The organism is Bacteroides intestinalis, from assembly GCF_003464595.1.
In the GTDB taxonomy this organism is placed as follows: Bacteria; Bacteroidota; Bacteroidia; order Bacteroidales; family Bacteroidaceae; genus Bacteroides; species Bacteroides intestinalis_A.
Genome location: NZ_QRZF01000018.1, coordinates 71,120 through 91,284, shown reverse-complemented (window position 1 = coordinate 91,284; position 20,165 = coordinate 71,120). Strand labels below are relative to the sequence as shown.

At 42.7% G+C, this 20,165-nt stretch carries 12 protein-coding genes and 1 tRNA gene; 7 read left to right on the top strand and 6 right to left on the bottom strand.

All coding sequences use genetic code 11. The features are described 5' to 3' along the window. The first annotated feature begins 38 nt into the window (after nt 1–38). Entirely contained in the window at nt 39–4,361 is a 4,323-nt protein-coding gene (locus DWW10_RS20045; RefSeq protein ID WP_022392764.1) for a hybrid sensor histidine kinase/response regulator transcription factor, read from the top strand. 109 nt (nt 4,362–4,470) lie between these two features. Then, nucleotides 4,471–4,860, top strand: a complete 390-nt coding sequence (locus DWW10_RS20040; RefSeq protein WP_022392763.1) for a DUF2721 domain-containing protein — start codon at nt 4,471–4,473, stop codon at nt 4,858–4,860. 10 nt (nt 4,861–4,870) lie between these two features. On the opposite strand, the gene DWW10_RS20035 is transcribed toward DWW10_RS20040, so the two are convergent. Next, the gene (locus tag DWW10_RS20035) at nt 4,871–6,112 is read right to left on the bottom strand and encodes a nitroreductase family protein (RefSeq protein ID WP_022392762.1); all 1,242 of its coding nucleotides are present in this window, start codon (nt 6,110–6,112) and stop codon (nt 4,871–4,873) included. Between the two features lie 281 nt (nt 6,113–6,393). Here DWW10_RS20035 and DWW10_RS20030 point away from each other — a divergent pair, with 281 nt between their 5' ends. After that, a complete protein-coding gene (locus tag DWW10_RS20030; protein WP_022392761.1) occupies nt 6,394–7,818 on the top strand; it encodes an LruC domain-containing protein in 1,425 nt (474 codons plus the stop codon). A 391-nt stretch (nt 7,819–8,209) separates the two neighbouring features. On the opposite strand, the gene DWW10_RS20025 is transcribed toward DWW10_RS20030, so the two are convergent. Both DWW10_RS20025 and DWW10_RS20020 read right to left on the bottom strand, forming a co-directional pair. Then, nucleotides 8,210–9,805 carry an aspartate:alanine exchanger family transporter gene (locus DWW10_RS20025; protein WP_022392760.1) on the bottom strand — a complete coding sequence of 532 codons (1,596 nt, stop codon included), beginning with the start codon at nt 9,803–9,805 and terminating at the stop codon, nt 8,210–8,212. 81 nt (nt 9,806–9,886) lie between these two features. Further along, entirely contained in the window at nt 9,887–13,087 is a 3,201-nt protein-coding gene (locus tag DWW10_RS20020; protein WP_022392759.1) for a S41 family peptidase, read from the bottom strand. A gap of 294 nt (nt 13,088–13,381) precedes the next feature. Here DWW10_RS20020 and DWW10_RS20015 point away from each other — a divergent pair, with 294 nt between their 5' ends. After that, entirely contained in the window at nt 13,382–13,543 is a 162-nt protein-coding gene (locus tag DWW10_RS20015) for a type II toxin-antitoxin system HicA family toxin (protein WP_022392758.1), read from the top strand. 55 nt (nt 13,544–13,598) lie between these two features. Further along, nucleotides 13,599–13,997 (top strand): hypothetical protein, encoded by a 399-nt coding sequence (locus DWW10_RS20010; RefSeq protein ID WP_022392757.1) that lies wholly within the window; start codon nt 13,599–13,601, stop codon nt 13,995–13,997. Nucleotides 13,998–14,178: 181 nt separating this feature from the next. Here DWW10_RS20010 and DWW10_RS20005 read toward each other — a convergent pair. The 3 genes from DWW10_RS20005 to aroB all read right to left on the bottom strand — a co-directional run bounded on the left by DWW10_RS20005 (nt 14,179) and on the right by aroB (nt 16,524). Next, a tRNA-Pro gene (locus DWW10_RS20005) sits at nt 14,179–14,252 on the bottom strand. Between the two features lie 244 nt (nt 14,253–14,496). Further along, entirely contained in the window at nt 14,497–14,964 is a 468-nt protein-coding gene (locus DWW10_RS20000) for a hypothetical protein (RefSeq protein WP_022392756.1), read from the bottom strand. Between the two features lie 498 nt (nt 14,965–15,462). Further along, complete coding sequence (gene aroB / locus DWW10_RS19995; protein WP_022392755.1) at nt 15,463–16,524, bottom strand: 3-dehydroquinate synthase; 1,062 nt, start codon at nt 16,522–16,524, stop codon at nt 15,463–15,465. Nucleotides 16,525–16,726: 202 nt separating this feature from the next. Between aroB and DWW10_RS19990 the strand changes: the two genes are divergently transcribed. Both DWW10_RS19990 and DWW10_RS19985 read left to right on the top strand, forming a co-directional pair. Further along, entirely contained in the window at nt 16,727–17,140 is a 414-nt protein-coding gene (locus DWW10_RS19990; protein WP_022392754.1) for a hypothetical protein, read from the top strand. Between the two features lie 99 nt (nt 17,141–17,239). Beyond that, nucleotides 17,240–20,158, top strand: coding sequence for a TonB-dependent receptor (locus tag DWW10_RS19985; protein ID WP_022392753.1), 2,919 nt, complete (start codon nt 17,240–17,242; stop codon nt 20,156–20,158). The last annotated feature ends 7 nt before the right edge of the window (nt 20,159–20,165 follow it).

The following is a 20,165-nucleotide window of genomic DNA, read 5'->3' as shown; positions in this document are numbered from 1 at the left end:
ACTTTTGCTAAATAGTCATATTAATCTTGCATCGTATTATGAAACAAAGGTTTACCCTATTTCTTATTATATCCTCCTTTGCCTTTTCCCTGTATGCGCATGGCGGCATTGAATTGCACTCCCGACAGATGAAAACCAGAGACGGTTTGCCTGGTAATACTGTCCGTACTCTCTATCAGGATAGCAAAGGTTTCTTATGGATAGGTTCACTGAATGGCTTGAGCCGTTATGATGGTAATTCTTTTATTACTTTTCAACCCGATGATGGCAAAGATATCTCTCTTGCCGACAATCGGATTTACAATATCACCGAAGATCAACATGGCTTTCTATGGGTAGGCACTTCCTCTCGACTATATAGTTGTTACGATTTGCAGCGAGCACGTTTTGTTGATTATACAGGTGTAGGAGAATTGAGTGAAAGCTATTCCAAACTATTTTTGGCTACCAATGGAGATGTCTGGTTATGGCATCCCACGAATGGTTGCCGGCGTATTGTTCATCTTCCTGGCAGAGAAATGGCTTCTACTGTTTTCCGAAAAGAAACCGGAAGTCTTCCCGACAATCATGTGACTTTCGTTCAGGAAGATGCTGCCGGGCGCATTTGGATAGGTACCCAACGCGGATTGGCATTAGTCGTCGATGGAGAAGTGCACCTTGTCGATGAGTCGCAAAACTTCTATTCTTCCTTCTCACATGGAGATCACGTTTATTTCCTGACGGCTCAGGCTGATATATATCGTTTCCAAGAACAAGAAAATACAGTGTTTCGGCTTGCAGTTCCACCTGTCGGAAAAGCCATTCCTACAGGAAGTTTCTGTCTGCATAACCAATGGATAGTTCTTACTACTGAAGGCGTTTACATGTACGACTTTGAAACGCAGAAGTATTCTGCTGACTCGCGCCTGAACCTGAAACGGGGAGAATTGATTTGTGACAATCGTGGCAATTATTGGATCTACAATCATACCGGTTGTGTGTATTATATCCTTGCCTCCACTGGCAAAATAAAGGAATTTCGCTTCATCCCTGAAGACAAGATGGATTACATTGATTTCGAGCGTTATCATATTGTTCATGACTCCAGAAACATTATCTGGATTTCTACATATGGAAATGGTTTGTTTGCTTACGATGTGGGCGAAAACAAATTGCATCATTTCACCGCTGACATTACCGAAAAGAGTTGTATTCACTCTGATTTCCTGATGTATGTGATGGAAGATCGCACAGGAGGAATCTGGGTGAGCACGGAGTTTTCCGGAATATCCCGTATCTCAGTTCTGAATGAAGGAACCACTCGTGTTTATCCTGGCGGAAACGGACTGCTGGACCGCTCTAATGCCATTCGAATGATCACTCAGACATCAGACGGCCATATTGGAGTTACTACCCGTAAAGGTGGGCTTTATACCTATGATACCTCTTTACACCGGAAGTTGGGAGAAGCAAATTTTCATTCAAATATTTATGCTATTGCCCAGGATATTGAAGGACAGATGTGGCTGGGAACTCGGGGTGAAGGTCTGAAAGTGGGAGAGAACTGGTATAAACATGAGGATACTGATCCGGGTTCTCTGTCCAGTGACCATATCTTTGCTATTCACCGCGACTTAAAGGGACGTATGTGGATTGGAACTTTCGGAGGTGGGCTCGATCTGGCTCTGCCTGCCGGGAATGGGAAGTATACATTTCGGCATTTCTTTCGGGATATGCATGGTGTTAATCAAGTCCGCACCTTTCAGGAAGATAAGGAAGGTATGATTTGGATGGGGACCAGTGGTGGTGTCTGCATCTTTCATCCTGATTCATTGCTTACTGCCCCCGATCGTTATCATCTTTTCAGCCATGCCCATGGGAATTTTTGCAGTAATGACATCAAATGTTTTTTTCATGATAGTAAAGGACGAATGTGGGCCGGGACGTCGGGTATGGGATTGGTCTTGTGTCAGCCGGGAGATGGATATGCTCGTTTAGATTATACCCACTATGGAACCATAGAAGGACTTGTGAACAATTCCGTGCAGTCTATCCTCGAAGATAAGAGTGGTAAATTGTGGGTAGCTACTGAGTATGGAATGTCCCGGTTTACTCCGGATACATACTCTTTTGAGAATTATTATTTTTCTTCTCATCCCCTAAGCAATGTGTACAGTGAGAATTGTGCTTATATAAGAGAAGATGGAGACTTGATATTCGGAACCAATTATGGTTTGACTATCATAGACCCACAGAAGGTACATGGTAGTACACCTTTATCGCAGGTGGCTTTTACCGATTTATACATCAATGGAATTCAGGCTGTCCCCGGAGGAAAAGATTCTCCCTTGCAACAATCTCTGGCTTATTCGGAGGAGATTTTACTGAAATATTTTCAAAGTTCATTCCTTATACACTTCTCCACTTTCGACTATTCGGATAGTGGGCAAACGCAGTACATGTATTGGCTTGAAAATTATGATAAGGAATGGAGTACACCTTCATCCATGAATGTTGCATCTTATAAATATCTGGAACCTGGTGATTATGTGCTTCATGTGAAGTCGCGTAATGAAACAGGAGTCTGGAATACTGAAGAAGCTTTGCTGAAGATTACGGTGCTGCCACCTTTTTGGAAGACTAATTGGGCTTTCTTCTGTTATGTATTGCTCATTCTGTTTGCTCTTTATTTCACTTTTCGCATAATTCGTAATATAAACAACTTACGTAATCGTATTCATGTGGAAAAACAACTGGCTGAGTATAAATTAGTCTTTTTCACTAATATCTCACATGAGTTTCGTACTCCGCTTACTTTGATTCAGGGTGCATTGGAAAAGATGCAGCGTTTTGCCGGTATGCCTCAGGAATTGGTGCATCCTCTGCGGACGATGGAGAAAAGTACGAACCGGATGTTAAGGCTTATCAATCAATTACTGGAATTCCGGAAGATGCAGAATGATAAATTGGCATTATCACTGGAAGAGACAGATGTGATAGCCTTCTTGTACGAGATATTCCTTAGCTTTGGTGATGTGGCCGACCAAAAGAAGATGGATTTCCGCTTCCTTCCTTCAGTGCCTGTATATAAAATGTTTATAGATAAGGGAAATCTGGATAAGGTAACTTATAATTTGTTATCTAATGCATTTAAGTATACTCCTTCGGGAGGGTGTGTTTTGTTTTCCATCGTGGTGGATGAAGAAAAAAAACGCTTGCAGATTCAAGTTTCAGATACAGGTGTGGGGATTCCAAAGGAAAAGAAAGAAGAACTGTTTAAGCGCTTCATGCAAAGTAGTTTCTCCGGCAATAGTATTGGAGTAGGTTTGCACCTGACGCACGAGTTAGTGTTGGTACACAAAGGAAGTATAGAATATACGGAGAATACGGGTGGTGGTTCTGTATTTACAGTTTATCTTCCCATAGACCAGAATGTTTACGATGAGAAGGACTTTCTGATACCGGGGGAATTGCTGAATGAAAGCAGGAAATATGCCTCCCATCTGGATGAAATGAGTGAAGAATCGGTTGCAGACACTTCTTCTATTCAGGTAGAGAATAAACGAAAGATTCTGATTATTGAAGATGATGATGATATCCGTCAGTTTCTGAAAGAGGAAGTCGGTGCCTATTTTGAGGTGGAAGTAGCTTCGGATGGAAAAGAAGGTTTCAAGAAAGCTTGTTCGTATGATGCCGATCTGATAATATGCGATGTGCTGATGCCGGGAATGACAGGTTTTGAAGTGACAAAAGAATTGAAGTCAGACTTTAGTACCAGTCACACCCCTATAATCTTGTTGACAGCTCTTAATTCTCCGGAGAAACATCTGGAAGGGGTTGAGTCCGGAGCCGATGCTTATATTGTTAAACCTTTCAGCATCAAACTGTTGTTGGCGCAGGTCTGTAAGTTAATAGAACAACGTGATAAGTTGCGTGAAAAGTATTCCAGTGAACCTGGAATTATTCGTCCGGAGGTTTACACTACTGATCGGGATAAAGAGTTTGTCGACCGCGTATCTGCTATCTTAGAACAAAATCTTTCTCGTCCGGAGTTTACTGTGGATGAATTTGCATCATTAATGAAATTAGGGCGGAGTATGCTTTATCGAAAATTGCGTGGTCTGACAGGCTATCCACCCAATGAGTATTTGCGAATGCTTCGAATGAAAAAAGCTGCAGAACTGTTGCTTTCCCCTGACAATCTGACTGTGGCAGAAGTTGCCTATCAGGTAGGAATTAATGATCCTTTTTATTTCAGCAAATGTTTCAAGGCACAGTTCGGGATAGCGCCTTCTTTTTATCAACGGGGCATTAATAAAAATACTTCGGCTGAAGATGACCTCCTTTCAGGTGAGAAGTCGGGAGATGATGGAAAGGAGTAGTAAAAGTAAGTTTTAGTGAATTCTATCCTTTTCTATTCTATAAGGATAGAAAAACAAAGTTTTTTTGTAGTTTTGCTTTCAACTGAACTCTTTTAAGGAAATAGAAAATATGGAAATAGATTTAACGACTCCCGCTTTGCTGTTTTCGGCAATTTCATTGATTATGCTGGCTTATACCAATCGGTTCATGTCGTATGCCCAATTGGTACGTACATTGAAGGAACAGTATCGGGGAAATCATTCGTCAGTAACCGCCGCACAGATCGCAAATCTTCGTAAACGCCTGTATCTGACACGTGCCATGCAGGTGACGGGAACAGGCAGTTTGTTGCTGTGTGTTGTAAGTATGTTCTTTATTTATATACAGCTCTATCTTGTATCCATCTATATTTTTGGATTGGCAATGGTGCTATTGATTATTTCTCTGGCTATTTCTGTATACGAGATTTATATTTCGGTGAAGGCTTTGGAAATACATCTGGATGATATGGATGAATAATTGCTTCTTTTTATTTGCTCTCTGTCCAGCGGTTATAATGAATATTTTCCGGTTTCCATTTATCTTTCGGAAGTGGATTCTCGGTCGGATAACCGATTGGAATTACGTTCAGAGGAATGATATCTTTAGGTAATAGGAGTATTTTCTGTACTTCTTTTACCCGTTCTTCCATAGGGTAAACTCCTGACCATACGGCCCCTAATCCTAAACCTTGTGCAGCCAGCAGTAAGTTTTCTGTTGCAGCCGAAGCATCTTGTACCCAGTACTCCATACCTGCACCACTGATAGCTTTATTTAAATCTCCACATACTACGATGGCCAGTGGAGCATCCTTTGCCATTTTGGTATAAGGAAGGGTAGAACTCAATTCGTTTAGAATCTCTTTATCCCTGATGACAATGAAAGCCCAAGGTTGTTTATTGGTTGCTGTGGGAGCAGCCATGGCAGCTCTTAACAGCTGCTCTATTTTTTCATCCTCTACTTCTTGTGGTTGATAAGAGCGGATACTGGTTCTTGCATGTATGGCTTCAAGAACGGAAAGTTTATCATCTTGTTTCATAATAGGTTCCTCCATCTTATTAGGTTGATTTGGTCTCGGTTGAATAGATAATGCAGTTACTACTATAACCAAGGCAAGACTGAAAGTGTTCAGTACATATTGTGTCATTTGTCCTTTAGGCTTTCTGGAGAAATATACAATAATCAGGGTGCACAGTGCAATACCTGCCAGTAAACCCAGGAAAAGTATCCAGTCAAAACTGAAAGCAGTTGCAGGCTTGTCGGCCGAATGTTCCTTTGCATATTCCATTGCCCTGTGGATGGATTGGATAATAGCTACCGAAGACTCTGTAGCTCCGGATATTCCGTCTACTTCTTTATTGATTGCTTCTTCCGGTGATAGATTATTCCATTGTTGCAGCAGGTCACTGTTTCGTACCTTGGCAAAGTAGCTGGGTGTTTCAGAGTTTTCCAATGCCACCACTTTTGTAATGCGGTTATCCTGCATATAGATTTCAAGAGGGACATTTCCTCCATATCCGTTGATATCTTTCGTTATTTGCCGGGTAGATATTATCTGTACTCCTTCATCCGTATGCCGTAATATATCGGAAGCTCCTGTAGAGTTTTCTGTTGCATTTTTCTCATCGGAGAGAATGCTCCCGAACTTGTTTCCCTTACAAATAGTAACTGCCAGAATCAGGAAAAAGCAAGTTGTCAGGCTTATGATGGTTTGGACTTTCAATGTTTTCATATTTAGTTGGTATTTATATCGTATGCAAATTTAGGGGAATTTTGTTGAAAATAGCAAGTACTTGCTAAAAGTAGTGGGTGGTTTTGCTTTATTTATCATAAAAGTAATAGATAGTTAATGTTGATATATTTCTGTTTTGTGTGAGCTTTGCATTATATGATGTGCTTTTAGGATGATTTCATTTATTTGATTTTATTAGTCTTTAATTTGTTTATTAGTTGTAAATACTGTATGTTTGCGTAGGAATAATGTGCTAAATATGTTCGTTTTATAAATAAAGTATGAAGAAGTTATTATTGTTATTTGTAGGTATTTTTGCGTTGCTGTCATGCGAAGTGAAGAATTCTTATCAGGAACCGGAGGCTGGCAAAGACTTCTCTTTGGTTGATGAAATTAGCGTGAGTGTTAATACTACGGAAAATACTCGCTGCCTGCTCTATGTCGGTGATCCTTATGTGGATGGTCATCTGGTAGGAGAACCAATTTTGATTGGCTATGCTCCGTTTACGGAAACTGTCAGAATTCCTAAAGCTACAGATAAGTTATATCTGTTGATGAATGGTCAGATGTCCACCTATTCGAAGGGGGATATTGTTGTAAATAAAGGTGTTACGAGAGCTGAGAGCGAGCTGAGTGATGCGTTGATTACAGCTATCAATAATTTTTATCCGGAAGGGATTAGGAATACGCCAAGTGATTGCTATACTGAGTGTTCCGATTTGATAGTTGGAAGTGAGGAGACTGAAGTCTGGATTACTTATGTGGGTAATGGTGGTGCTCATCTCAATAACAGTTTGTACTATTATACCTATACAGATGAGGTCAATGACTATCGAGATCTGGATATGAAACTTGTATTTGATGGAACCCAAACGATTGGTTCAAAGATAGCGCTTGGTAAATTTACCAATTGCAAGATAGGCTTTGCCTGCTCGTATTCGTCAGGTCTTTATCGGTATTCAACTCCGAGATTTAATCTGGGGCATAACGATATATTGCTGACGTCAGGAGTTATCAGAACACTGGTGTTTGGTGGTAAGGAGTATCAGACATTGGGTATGGAAGATCAAATTCCAAGTGGATGGTTTGATCAGGATTACAACGACCTGCTGTGTCTGATCGAATCGACTCCGACTTTGAAACCTGAAATTGAAATTCCGGTTCCGGAACTGGATCCGTCTAAGATTGTATGGCAAGGAATGTGGTTGTTTGAGGACAACTATCCCAGCCAGGGAGACTATGACTTTAACGATGTTGTAGTGAGGTTCCGTATTGAGGAGTCCGCCAATATTAAGAATGAGGTGTTGGCCTATATTCAGGTTATGGCAACAGGAGCAAATTTCAATAATAGTTTTGGAATCAATGGTAAGATCTATGTTGAAAATCTGACTGGTTATATGAATGTGCGTAAAGGTTCTTCAAGGGTGGAAACTGAGGTCATTCAGATAACCTTACCGAAAGCTAGTGAATACATTCCGATGCTGAATAACGGAAAGGCTACTTTTGATCTTAATTCTTATAATGTACATAGTGCTGATTTCCCGAATGTACTTGAAATTCCATCAGTTGATTTCAAATGGTGCTTGGAGAATATCCGGATTGATGAGGCTTATCCTATGTATACGAAGTGGGCTGATAGTGGATGCAAATCATATACTGATTGGTATAAAGGTGAGAGAAAGGACGATATGGTCTACATGGAGTAAAATAGAAAAAGTTCCTTTAGTTGAAGTAAATAGGTTTCTGTCCGGACTTGATGAATGGCAGAAACCTATTTTTTGTGCATCCAACTCGAATCGTAGTTTTAGTATATAAATGCTTGATATAATACTAATTCCTTACAATAATTTAATATTCGAGGCATAGTCGTATATTGAGGGTACTTCAGTCGTATACTTAGGGTATCTCAGTATCATACTTAGGGTACCTCAGTCCTATACTGAGATAAGGTTATTATAAGGTTGCTGATAACCAATTAGTTACAAAAACCTCTTTTGACGTTGATAAATCAAGACAAACAATCGGTATAAAAATAAAAAATGATTTCACCTTTTATATTGAAATGAAATCATTTAATCAAGTCTATATTTGTTGGACTTAAACCATAGTTGCAATAATCTGGATAAACAGTATAAGGAATACCATTGCAATAGGATAAACCGTGGCATAAGCTACACTCGGAATGTTACTGTCAGTCATAGAGTCTGCCGCTGCAAGTCCCGGAGTACTGGTCATACCACCGGTGATGGTTCCCAATAAGTCGAGTATACTGATTTTGAAGACAAACACCCCAACAAACACAGCTACTAACATAGGTACCAGCGTAATAGCAGCACCTACTCCAAATAGCAGCCAGCCGCTTTCCTGGAAAGTTGCTACAAGATTGGTACCAGCCGAGGTGCCGACTTCGGCAAGGAAAAGCAACAATCCCAACTGACGCAATAATTGGTTAGCAGGTCCGGACATAGACCACAGAATAGGTCCTGTCTTACCAATTGCACTTAAGAACAGAGCTACAATCAAAATACCGCCCGTTAATCCCGGAGAGAAAGATAAACCACCGGGGAAAGTAATATTCAGTTTGCCGAACAGTACTCCCAAAACAATACCCATTGCAATAGGGAAGAAGTCTGTATCAGATAGCTTTTTAGCATTGTTTCCCAGTAAGCGGGCCAATCCTTTAAGCCCTTCTTTTTCTCCTACCACCATCAGTTTATCGCCGAATTTCAGAGTTAAATCCGGTGACGGAGACAGGTCGATACCGCTTCGACGGACACGTGTTACCGTACATCCGAAGTTTTTCATCAGGTTCAAATCCCCCAACTGTTTATTAATCATATCCTTTTTGGTCAGTAATAAGGATTCTATTTCCTGAGTATCTACCAAAGGCAATTCACCTTCTTCGCGTTCTCCAACTAAGACCGAAAGTTGGTTCAGAGCTTCTTCACTACCTACTGCCTGTATGTAATCGTCTTCATGTAACACCGTCTGAGCTGTAGGGATGGAAATAACATCATCGTGTTTATGACGTGAAATAACAGCCCCTGTCATGGCACGTGCATTGATTTGCATCAGGCTACGGTTGAATACGGCAGGGTTTGTGACGCGATAAATACAGGTTGTCAATTCGGGAAACTGTCCGCGACGTTCTTTTTCCAGTCGGCGTGCTTCCTTATCCAAGTCAATGCGCATAATACGGGGAAGCAACTTTACAAACAGGATCACACCGATAACTCCAAACGGATAAGCGATACCGTAGGAAATGGATGCCAACGGAGAATTTGTACTGTCGATGGCTACGGCAAGCCCTGGTGTACTGGTCAGTGCTCCGGCTATTAAGCCTACTACACTGGGGGTATCGATGTCGAAAAGGTATTTAAGCCCAACAGCAGTAAGGGAAGCCGAGCAAATAATCAGCATGGTGATTATGATTAGGGTCTTACCTTTACTTCGGAACGAGTCGAAGAAACCGGGACCGGCTTGAATACCGATAGTAAAGATGAAAAGTACCAATCCGAAGTTTCCTAATTCTTTAGGAATAACTACACCGAAGTGTCCAAAGAGAAGAGCAATGAAAATAACTGCGGAAACATCCAGCGATAAACCTTTGATTTTGATTTTTCCCAGCATGAAGCCCAATGCGACGATGAGGAAGAGGGCGAAATAGGAGGAATTGAGTAAGTCAGCAAACATGAATTTAGAATTTGTTGATTTTGCCGCAAAGGTACGGAAAAAGGAGCCAAATTCATAGTCTGGCTCCTTAATAATCCCTATCTATTGCAGTTCTTTCAATAATTCTTCTACTGCTACTTTCAATTGTGTATCTTCACCTTTCACGATTGTTTCGGGCGAATTGGCTACTTTTACATCCGGTTCCAACTGCGTATTCTCCAGATAACTGCCATCGGGCAGGCGGTAACCAATCACAGGAATGCCGAATACCAGTGTCGGATCTTGCAAGCGCTCCCATGATACGCTGGTCATAGTGCCCGGCACAGGCATACCTACCAGCTTGCCCAGTTGCTGATGGCTGTATACCCACGGTGTACCGTGTGCATTGGAATAGTTGGCCTCGCACGTCAGCATGATGGAAGGCTTGTTCCAGCGGCGGCTCGGCATATCGCAGGCTTCACGGCCGCGAACCACCTGTGTGAAGTATTTCTTGCCACTGAACAGTATCTCTATATCTTCATGCAGACGACCACCTCCGTTGAAACGGGTGTCGATGACAATACCTTCACAGTTGTTGTATTTTCCTAAAATGTCCGAGTAGATGGAACGGAAGCTGTCATCACCCATTGATTTGATGTGCACGTATCCCAGTTTACCGTTCGACCATTTCTCAACGTCTGCTGCACGTTGCTTAACCCAGCGTTCGTAAAGTAATGTACTGAGTTCACTGTCTCTGATAGGGATTACTACCTCTTCCCAACGTTCTTTCGTTTTGGGATCGTACAATGAAACAAGTGTTTTCTTTTTTACCTTGTCATTGAGAAGCACATAATAATCGGCTTCGGGAGTGATCTCTTTACCGTCGATCTTTTCAATAACGACACCGGCTTTCACCTTTGTAGTGGCCTTGTCGAACGGCCCCTTTTCTATCACTTCAGCGATGAGCATTCCTTTATCCTGGTAATTCCAGTCAAAAAGTAGTCCCAGACTGGCTGTCGGTTCACTTTGTCCGTCCGGATAGAAACGGCCTCCGGTATGGGAGACGTTCAATTCGCCCAGCCATTCACTCAATAGTTCGGCGAAGTCATAGTTATTATCAATGTGTGGCAGGAACTTGCGATAAGCAGCCGTCATGGCGTCCCAATTGACCCCGTGCATGTTGGTATTATAGAAACGCTTCTGCTGTTGCTTGTATACATGGTCGAACATGTATTCGCGTTCGGCGGCCAGATCCAGTTTTACTTGGGCAAGATATTTAATGGGTTTCAGGTCATTGGAAGCCATGTTCATTTTCTGCATATTCTTACCGTTCAGAATGAAGAGAGTCTTTCCTTCTTTATCCATTTCCAGAGAGGTCCAGCCGGCATCTACTTTATGGAGCAACTTGGTCTCTTTTTTGTTCAGATCCATCTTCCATAAGTTACGACCGCTTTCGGTACTGGCCAGATAATAGAGAGTTTTTCCGTCTTTGGAGATGAGAGTACTTCCCATATTCGATGAGTTTGGTGTCAGGCGCACGATGCGGTCTTCTATGTTTTTCAATTCCACCACGACATCCTTTACCTTACTACTGTCCTTTGCGGCAACCTTTTTCCGGTCGGAGTTTGCTTCTTTATATAGTTCGTAGTCTTCTTTGCTCAGGCTGAATTTGTCGTATGCATCCTGATTCAGGAATACTAACATAGCATCGTCCAGCGAACCCCATGAAGCATGTGCACGCATACCGTAGCGTTCGGTAGTGAAAAGAATGGCATTGCCATCGAGCGCAAAACTGGGTGAACCGCTGCTGTATCCGCTATTGGTCAGGTTGATGATCTCGCCATTGCCTTGTGCACTGACCAGACCTATATCCGAATATGGATCATGCTTGTTTCCGATAAATTCCAATGTGAACCACTTGCTGTCCGGAGACCATGCATAGTCGAACCCTCCGCCTGTGCTGTACCAGGTAGAACCGTCGGTGATCCGGCGTACTTTCTTGGTTTCCAGGTTGAGTACCATCAGGCGGTTGCGGTCTTCAATGAAGGCCAGTTCCTTACCATCGGGTGAGAATTGCGGGTGCGAACGTTCTACGGTGGTAGAAGGCAATAATACCTCTTCCTTTATTAAAGTTGCATTCGGAAAATTCGGATCTTCTTCTCGAACTATTTTAGCCAGATAAATTTGCCAGTTACCACTGCGTTCACTGGCATAGGCCAGCGTCCGGTTGTCCGGGGCAAACGAGAGACCATCTTCCTCTGCTGCCGTATGTGTAATCTGTTTGGTGGTGGTATAGTCTGTCGATGTTACGAATACTTCACCGCGTACAGTGAAAGCAATCTGCTTGCCGTCCGGTGAAACTGTGGCGGAGGTTGCTCTATCCGGATATTTCAGATAAGCTATTTGTGGCTGGTCGTCACGAATGATTTCTACATTTATCTTCCGGGGATTCGAGCCTTCCTGCTGGGTATAAATCTCACCATCATATCCATAGCACAAGGTGCCGTTGTTACTCATTGAAAGGAAACGTACGGGATGGGTTTTAAAGCTGGTAATTGTTTTTATCGATTGGGGTTGCGAAACCGGGAAAGAATATACGTTGAATGAGCTGCCATTACGTTCGCTCAGGAAGTAGACGGTTTGTCCATCCGGTGATACTATCGGATTGCGGTCTTCACCTGCGTGCTGGGTAAGGTTGGTGTGTGAACCTGTTTTGGTATCGTACATCCATACATCGCGGGTGATGGAAGAAGTATGGTGCTTTCTCCATTCGTTTTCACCTCCCTTGCGGTCCTGATAGAAAAAGCGGTTACCGGACTTATCGAAACATACCGCTTCGGCAGGAGTGCCCAGTACTTGTTCGGTGCGTCCGCCGACTGAAGGAACTTTGTAGAGTTCAGTCATGGCGGCTGAAGGAAAGAGGGCGCTGCTTGCCGGGTCCTGAATAGATGCTGAGAATAAAATATATTTGCCGTCCGGGGTAAAAGCGGAGGGTAGTTCAGTAGCTGAATGAGTAGTCAGTCGCTGGGCTGTTCCCCCATTTGCCGGCATGATGAAGATATCGAAATTCCCGTTCCTGTCGCTTGCAAAGGCTATCTGTTTGCCATCCGGTGACCATATCGGAGTACATTCGTAAGAGTCTTGCGTAGTGAGTTGTGTAGCTGTTCCGCCTTTGGCAGGCACTTTGTAGATGTCTCCCTTATAACAAAATACGATTTCTGTTCCGTCAGGTGAGATCTGTACGTCACGCATCCAGAGGGGAGTGGTTGCATAGCTGGTTATTGCCGCGAAACTAAGGGCAATGTAAGCAATAAGTTTCTTCATAAGTATATTAAATGTGTTTTTATGCAAATATAGGTATTAGTCCGTAAAAACGAAAAAGGATAGTCTGAAATTTTGATTTATTTTTACTGCTGGTATATTTGCAGGTATGGCTAGTCGATCTTTATCCTTTGAATCCTCACGATATACCAACCATTTATGCTATGAAAGAGCGAATGCTTGAGCATCTGGAAACTCTACCGAAGGGGTTAAATGATGGTAATATTGCTATTGTTTTGCTTGCGGATAGTGGTAATTCTGCTATCTTTGTGAAGTCAAACAACAAATCATAAGATTATGAAAAGTACAGAATTACACCGGATGTTCATTAAGAAAGGATGGAAGTTCGACCATGCAGAAGGAAGCCATTACTTTTATAAGAATGAAAAAGGTGAATTAACGGAGCCTGTTCCTTATCATGGGGCTAAAGAAATGGGTAAGGGGTTGGCTAATAAATGAATCAAGAAGTATGGGCTTTGATTCCCGTACTTTCTAAAAAAGAAAGGGTAGGATTATGGAAAAAATTATTGTAGTGATTGAGAAAAGCAAGGATTTTTACGACGGATATTCGGACAATTGTGACGGTATCTATGGCGCGGGTGATAGCATACAGGCTGTAAAGGATGATATTCATGAGGCAATTAGATTGATTAAGAAGAATTTACCTGTAGAACAATGGCCGGAACAAATCAAAGGCGAGTACGAAATTGAATTTAAGTTGGACGTAGCGAGTTTCTTGGAATATTATTCAAAGTTCCTTTCTTTAGCTGGTATGGAGAAGATTACAGGTATCAATCAAAAGCAGCTTTCCAATTACTTGAATCGTCGTTCTATACCTCGTAGACAGCAGGCGGAACGCATTTGCAGCGGACTTCATTCATTTGCGAAAGAATTATTATCGGTAACACTCTGATTTGTTGTTTGACACCACCTTTTGGAGTTTTTTTCAGAGGTCTTCCATTGTGGAGACCTCTTTTTATGTGTTTAAAAGTGAATGTGTACGAGAACTTTTAGCGTCAACCACCATTAGGTGGAAATTCGTAAAAAAGCAAAAAGCATCAATAACCTTGCGATTATCAATGCTTTATCGGTAGTCGGGATGACAAGATTCGAACTTGCGACCACACGCCCCCCAGACGCGTACTCTACCGGGCTGAGCTACATCCCGAATTGCGGATGCAAAAGTAGTGCTTTATTTTTAAATAGCAAACATTTCTATTGATTTTTATGTCACTATAATCCGACTGAATAATACATCTTTCTTATTCTTAATTTGTTATGGTATAAAGTTTGCTCTATTTTAGAATTAGTATAAGTAATGCTGTAGCCTGTTATTTGCTTGTAATTCTTGTTTCTATAAATAATAGGACGAGGAGTAAAATTCCAATTTTACCCCTCGTCCTATTATCATTCTACAGAGCAGTTATCGATTCTTCTTTCAACTTCTTCAATAATCCTTCTACGTTTTGAAGATGGTAACATAAGATGCCTTCCAGCTGTTTCAGAAAACCTACGTTGCTTGCCAGTTGTGTAATGAATTGCAAATGCCGGCCTATTTCCCGATTAGCTTGTAGGAGAGTATTGTGTGGGAGGGTACTTTTTAACATATAGATCCCGCTGGCATCTTGTAATTCGGCGATACCTTTTCCCCATTCGTGCGTGCCTATCAGTCGTAAAACATGGACATATTGTTTTAATTTACGGTGCAGGCATTGGAGGCTTATATATTCCGAAGGCTCTGCCATATACGCTATATTCATGATGTCAATCAATTGTAAATAGTACGCTTTCATGGCTTCCTCTGATGGGAAGTGTGCGCGTGGGAACATTGCTGTGTTGGGTAATTCCTGAGCGGTTACCGACTGAGTGTTGTTTTCCATAAATCATTAAGTTTTAAAAGGTGAATAATTCGATTCATGGGAGAGGTAAAGAAACTAAAAGAGCAATCCCTGCCTGTCCCATTGTCGAACACTAAACCCACAGCTAGTATTTGGAGGTGCATTAACACTCCCCATGGGGGTACAGGGACCGCCATATAGGAGTGGCGTGAACGGGCATAAAATGCCCGCCACGATTTCTTGGCAGGTTTCCCTGCTGTGAGTTAATAATGGTTCGACACCGCAAAAGTACGATAAAAAATGAAGAGGCAGTCTAAAATGAGAAGAAAAATATACTTGTCGTCTGATTTACTATTATCTAATTTAAGTTTCGTATGTAGCCTGAATCTTGCCACCCTGCTGGCAAAACTGTGCCATCGCGGTGGCAAACATTTGCCAGCACGGTGGCACAGCGTTGCCAATTAACTGGCAAAAACCGGCATCTTAATGCTGGAACTGCAAAATGAATTTCCGTAAGGAGAGGGGATACAGTAGAAGGCGTTATACCCCCATGCACTCTCTATAGAAATCGAACATTTCGAATATCGTATCTTTATCAGCCGTCTGGTTCAGACAAATGTCTCCGACCTCTTTCAATAACGTAAAGTTTATGACACCGGCGGTATTCTTCTTATCGTGCTTCATCAGTTCATAAAGCTGGTCGTACTGCTTACAGTTAAAGGCAAAACCACCATAGTTCTCTTTCACAAACTGAATGGTCTGGCGCATTTTGTCTTTCGGAAAACCTACTTTTATATAAGAAAGATATAGTTCGCAAACAATTCCCCAGGCAACGGCATAGCCGTGCAGCACAGGGTGTCCTTCGGCAAGGGCAAGGCTTTCGAAAGCATGTCCTACGGTATGTCCCAGGTTCAGGGCCTTGCGGATGCCATGTTCCAGCGGATCTTGTTCCACGATGTCTTCTTTTACTTGTACGGAGCGACCTACCATTGACTTCAGGACTGCATAATCTATTTTGTCCGTGTCAAAAGCCAATAATTCCGCCAGATGTTCCGGAGTGCTGATTAGTCCGTGCTTCAACATTTCGGCATAGCCGGAGAAGAAGTTATGGGCGTCGAGGCTGCGCAAGAATTCAGTTTCAAGGAGTACGCTGGCGGCAGGGGCGAAGACGCCGATTTCATTCTTCAACCCGTTGAAGTTGATACCTGTCTTGCCTCCTACGGAAGCATCTACCATAGCCAGCAGGGTAGTAGGGATATTGATATAAGCAATGCCCCGCTTAAATGTAGAGGCGGCGAAGCCACCCAGGTCGGTCACCATGCCACCTCCCAGATTGATAAGCAATGAATGGCGCGTAGCTCCCTTTTCACTCAGGGCTTGCCAGACGGAAGCCAAGGTTTCGAGGTTCTTGTGTACATCTTCGGCACCGATAATGATTTCCGTTGCTTCTTTCAATGCCGGAATGTTGTTGAGTTGTGGCAAGCAAAGGCGGTGTGTATGCTCGTCAGTCAGGATAAAGAGCTTGTCATGGGGGCAGTTCCCAATGGCAGTTGTTAAGCTGCTTTCCAGTTCTTCGCAGAGGATTACTTCTTGTTTACTCATGATGTATTTGTCTTTTTTTGCTCTGCAAAGATAATGCAAATCGAGTGCAGAACTTCCATACCGACATGAAAAAGTTATGCTGAGATGCAGCTTATCTTCTTTAAAGATGGGATTTCTCTGCGAAAGGAGTATCTTTGCAAATCATAAAACTTACATCACTCGGATAGATATTTTAGACTTCATAACTTATAATTTATAAAAAATGAAAGCATTATTACCGGTATATTGCCGCCCGTTAGGATATTCTGTGATAGCATTGGCATTGTTTCTCCCCTTCCTGATGTTGATGGTAGGGAAAATGACGGATGGTAACCTTTTGTTTTATAAAGAGTGCTCCAAATTATTGATGATGCTCGGTGCGCTGATGATTCTGTTTGCTTTTACAAAGAATGAAAGCAAGGAAACCGAACAGATACGCAATCAGGCTACCCGTAATGCCATATTCCTGACGGTGTTGTTTATCTTTGGCGGTATGCTCTATCGGGTATGGAAAGGTGACATCATGAGTGTGGATACTTCCTCCTTTTTGATCTTCCTTATATTGAATGTTCTTTGCTTGGAATTTGGTATAAAAAAAGCGACGGTTGATCGGTTGTTTAAGCGAGATCGTCGATAATTAGAATATTTTATTTAAACCTCATTAAACTTTTCCATTGAAAGCTTGTCAAATGAAACAGTGTAAAAACAGACATTTTGTTTCATAAAAAACAGGCGCATGAAAAAAGTAATCATCGGAATAGTGTTATTGCTGACAACCGCACTTTCCGCTTTCTCACAAACTAAGAACATTACCGTAGCGGGGCGTGTCATCGAGGATGACACGAAAGAGCCCGCAGTACAAGCCACAGTACAGTTGCTTTCGTTACCTGACAGCGCATTTGCGGCGGGTATCGCCACTACTGCACAGGGGTATTTTACCCTGCCCAAAGTAAAGGCTGGGAAGTATGTATTGAAAGTTTCCTATATCGGTTTCCAGCCCACAGTGCTTCCTTTGCAACTGTCGGCTCAAACCCCAAATAAGAATGTAGGTACACTGGCTCTGAAGACGGATGCCGTGATGCTGGCAGAAGCGGTGATCACCGCGGAAGCTCCGCAAGTACAGGTAGTGGAAGATACATTAGTGTATAATTCATCTGCTTATCGTACACCCGAAGGTGCCATGCTGGAAGAGTTGGTGAAGAAACTTCCCGGTGCCGAGATTGATGACGATGGTAACGTGAAAATCAATGGTAAGGATCTGAAGAAGATCATGGTAGACGGAAAGGAATTCTTCGGCGGAGACGTGAAGACGGGTTTGAAGAACTTGCCGGTGGACATGATTGACCGGTTGAAAACTTATGATAAGAAATCGGACCTGGCACGTATCACAGGTATTGATGACGGTGAAGAAGAAACCGTGCTCGACCTGACCGTTAAGAAAGGTATGAATCAGGGTTGGTTCGGTAATGCCGATGCTGCCGTAGGTACTGAAGATCGCTATGCAGGACGTTTGATGTTGAACCGCTTCGTAGATAAGACACAAGTTTCTTTTATTGCCTCTGCCAACAATGTGAATAATCAGGGCTTTTCCGGTGGTGGCGGTGGGCCGCGTTGGCGTCGTAACAATGGTTTGAATGCTCCCAAGGAACTGGGACTTAACTTTGCTACCGAAACTGCCAAATTGGAGTTAGGCGGTAGTGCCCGTTACAACTACAATGATGCTGACATTGCCAATGTCAACTCATCCGAGCGTTTCTTACAGAATGGCAATTCATATTCCAATTCAAACTCTCTCAACAGGAACAAGAATTCGACATTTAATGCTGATTTCCGTTTGGAGTGGAAGCCGGATTCAATGACGAATATCATCTTCCGTCCGAACTTCTCTTATGGAAAGACGGATAATTCTTCCAGTTCCTTGTCGGGGACCTTCAATGCAGATCCTTACAATCTGGTTACTAACCCGAATGACTATCTTGATTTTGATGTGATAAATAACGAAGACCCGTTGAAAGATATTCGTGTGAATGCTACAAACACGGGTTCGCTTTCTGATAGCAAGAGCGTTTCAACGGATGCTACTTTGCAGATCAACCGCAAACTGAATGATAAGGGACGTAATGTTACATTCCGCGGACGCTTCGGCTATGGAGATAATGACAATAACCAGTATACGGAGTCGATGACACGTTATTACCAGATTCCTACGAACCCGGACTCTACGTTGATCCGTAACCAGTATATCACTACGCCGACGAATGATTATAGTTATAGTGCACAGATCACGTATAGCGAACCGATTGCGCGGGCCACTTTCCTGCAATTCAGTTATCAGTTCCAGTATAAGTACAGTGAGAGTGACAAGACGACTTTCGACTTATATAAGATCAATCCGGAGTGGGGAATTGGCGACCCGTTGCCAGTGGGGTATCAGAATCATGCGGTAGATAGTTTAGGTAAGTATGCCGAGTACAGATACTACAACCACGATGCTTCTGTATCCTTGCGTTTCATCCGTGAGAAGTACCAGTTGAGTGCCGGTGTTTCTTTCCAACCGCAGAACTCCAAACTGTCTTATAAGAAAGGCGACTATATGATTGATACGACGCGTTCGGTATTCAACTTTGCTCCGAATATTGATTTCCGTTACCGTTTCTCGAAAGTAAGCCAATTGCGCTTCAACTATCGCGGACGTACCGGTCAGCCCAGCATGGAGAACTTGTTGCCGATTGTGGACAACTCTAATCCGCTGAATATCCGTGTCGGTAATCCGGGTTTGAAACCTTCGTTCACGCACTCTATGCGTTTGTTCTACAATACGTATAATGCAGAACTCCAGCGGGGTATCATGACTCATGCCAGCTTCTCGGCTACGCAGAACAGCATCAGTAACAGTACCGAATATGATGATCAGACCGGTGCGCGTACTACTACACCGAAGAATATCAATGGTAACTGGAGTGCTTTCGGTATGTTTGGTTTCAATACGGCATTGAAGAATAAGAAGTACACTATCAACTCATTCACTAATGTCAATTACCAGAATAATGTAGCGTTCTTATATAATCAGGATACCAAAGTGGATGATAAGAATAAGACAACAGGGTTGACGTTGAGTGAGCGTTTGAATGGTGCTTACCGTAACGATTGGTTTGAATTCGGCTTGAATGGTTCTATCTCTTATACTGCTGAGCGTAGCAAACTGCGTCCGGAGAATAATCAGGAACCTTATACATTCTCTTATGGTGCCAATACTCAGTTGATGGCTCCCTGGAACATGACTTTCACTACCAATATTGCTAATCAGAGCCGTCGTGGTTATACGGATGCAAGTATGAACCGTAATGAATTGATCTGGAATGCACAGCTTTCGCAAACCTTCCTGAAAGGTGCGGCTACTGTCAGCCTTGAACTCTATGACATTTTGAAACAGCAAAGTAACATCAGCCGTTCATTGACAGCAGATGGCCGTTCGGTTTCCGAATATAACGGTATCAACAGTTATTGCATGGTACACTTCATCTATCGTCTGAATATCTTCGGTAGCAAGGCTGCCCGTGAAAAGATGCAGGGTAGAGGCGGATTTGGAGGTCATGGAGGTCCCGGCGGACCTGGTGGTCGTCCCGGTGGCTTTGGCGGTGGACGTCATTTCTAAAGTTTCC

Bases quoted from the DNA above. Each gene is read 5' to 3' on its own strand.
- DWW10_RS20000 (WP_022392756.1), bottom strand. From the start codon at position 14,964: ATGGAAAACAACACTCAGTCGGTAACCGCTCAGGAATTACCCAACACA.
- DWW10_RS20035 (WP_022392762.1), bottom strand. From the start codon at position 6,112: ATGAAAACATTGAAAGTCCAAACCATCATAAGCCTGACAACTTGCTTT.
- aroB (WP_022392755.1), bottom strand. From the start codon at position 16,524: ATGAGTAAACAAGAAGTAATCCTCTGCGAAGAACTGGAAAGCAGCTTA.
- DWW10_RS19985 (WP_022392753.1), top strand. From the start codon at position 17,240: ATGAAAAAAGTAATCATCGGAATAGTGTTATTGCTGACAACCGCACTT.
- DWW10_RS20015 (WP_022392758.1), top strand. From the start codon at position 13,382: ATGAAAAGTACAGAATTACACCGGATGTTCATTAAGAAAGGATGGAAG.
- DWW10_RS20030 (WP_022392761.1), top strand. From the start codon at position 6,394: ATGAAGAAGTTATTATTGTTATTTGTAGGTATTTTTGCGTTGCTGTCA.
- DWW10_RS20020 (WP_022392759.1), bottom strand. From the start codon at position 13,087: ATGAAGAAACTTATTGCTTACATTGCCCTTAGTTTCGCGGCAATAACC.
- DWW10_RS20025 (WP_022392760.1), bottom strand. From the start codon at position 9,805: ATGTTTGCTGACTTACTCAATTCCTCCTATTTCGCCCTCTTCCTCATC.
- DWW10_RS20040 (WP_022392763.1), top strand. From the start codon at position 4,471: ATGGAAATAGATTTAACGACTCCCGCTTTGCTGTTTTCGGCAATTTCA.
- DWW10_RS19990 (WP_022392754.1), top strand. From the start codon at position 16,727: ATGAAAGCATTATTACCGGTATATTGCCGCCCGTTAGGATATTCTGTG.
- DWW10_RS20010 (WP_022392757.1), top strand. From the start codon at position 13,599: ATGGAAAAAATTATTGTAGTGATTGAGAAAAGCAAGGATTTTTACGAC.
- DWW10_RS20045 (WP_022392764.1), top strand. From the start codon at position 39: ATGAAACAAAGGTTTACCCTATTTCTTATTATATCCTCCTTTGCCTTT.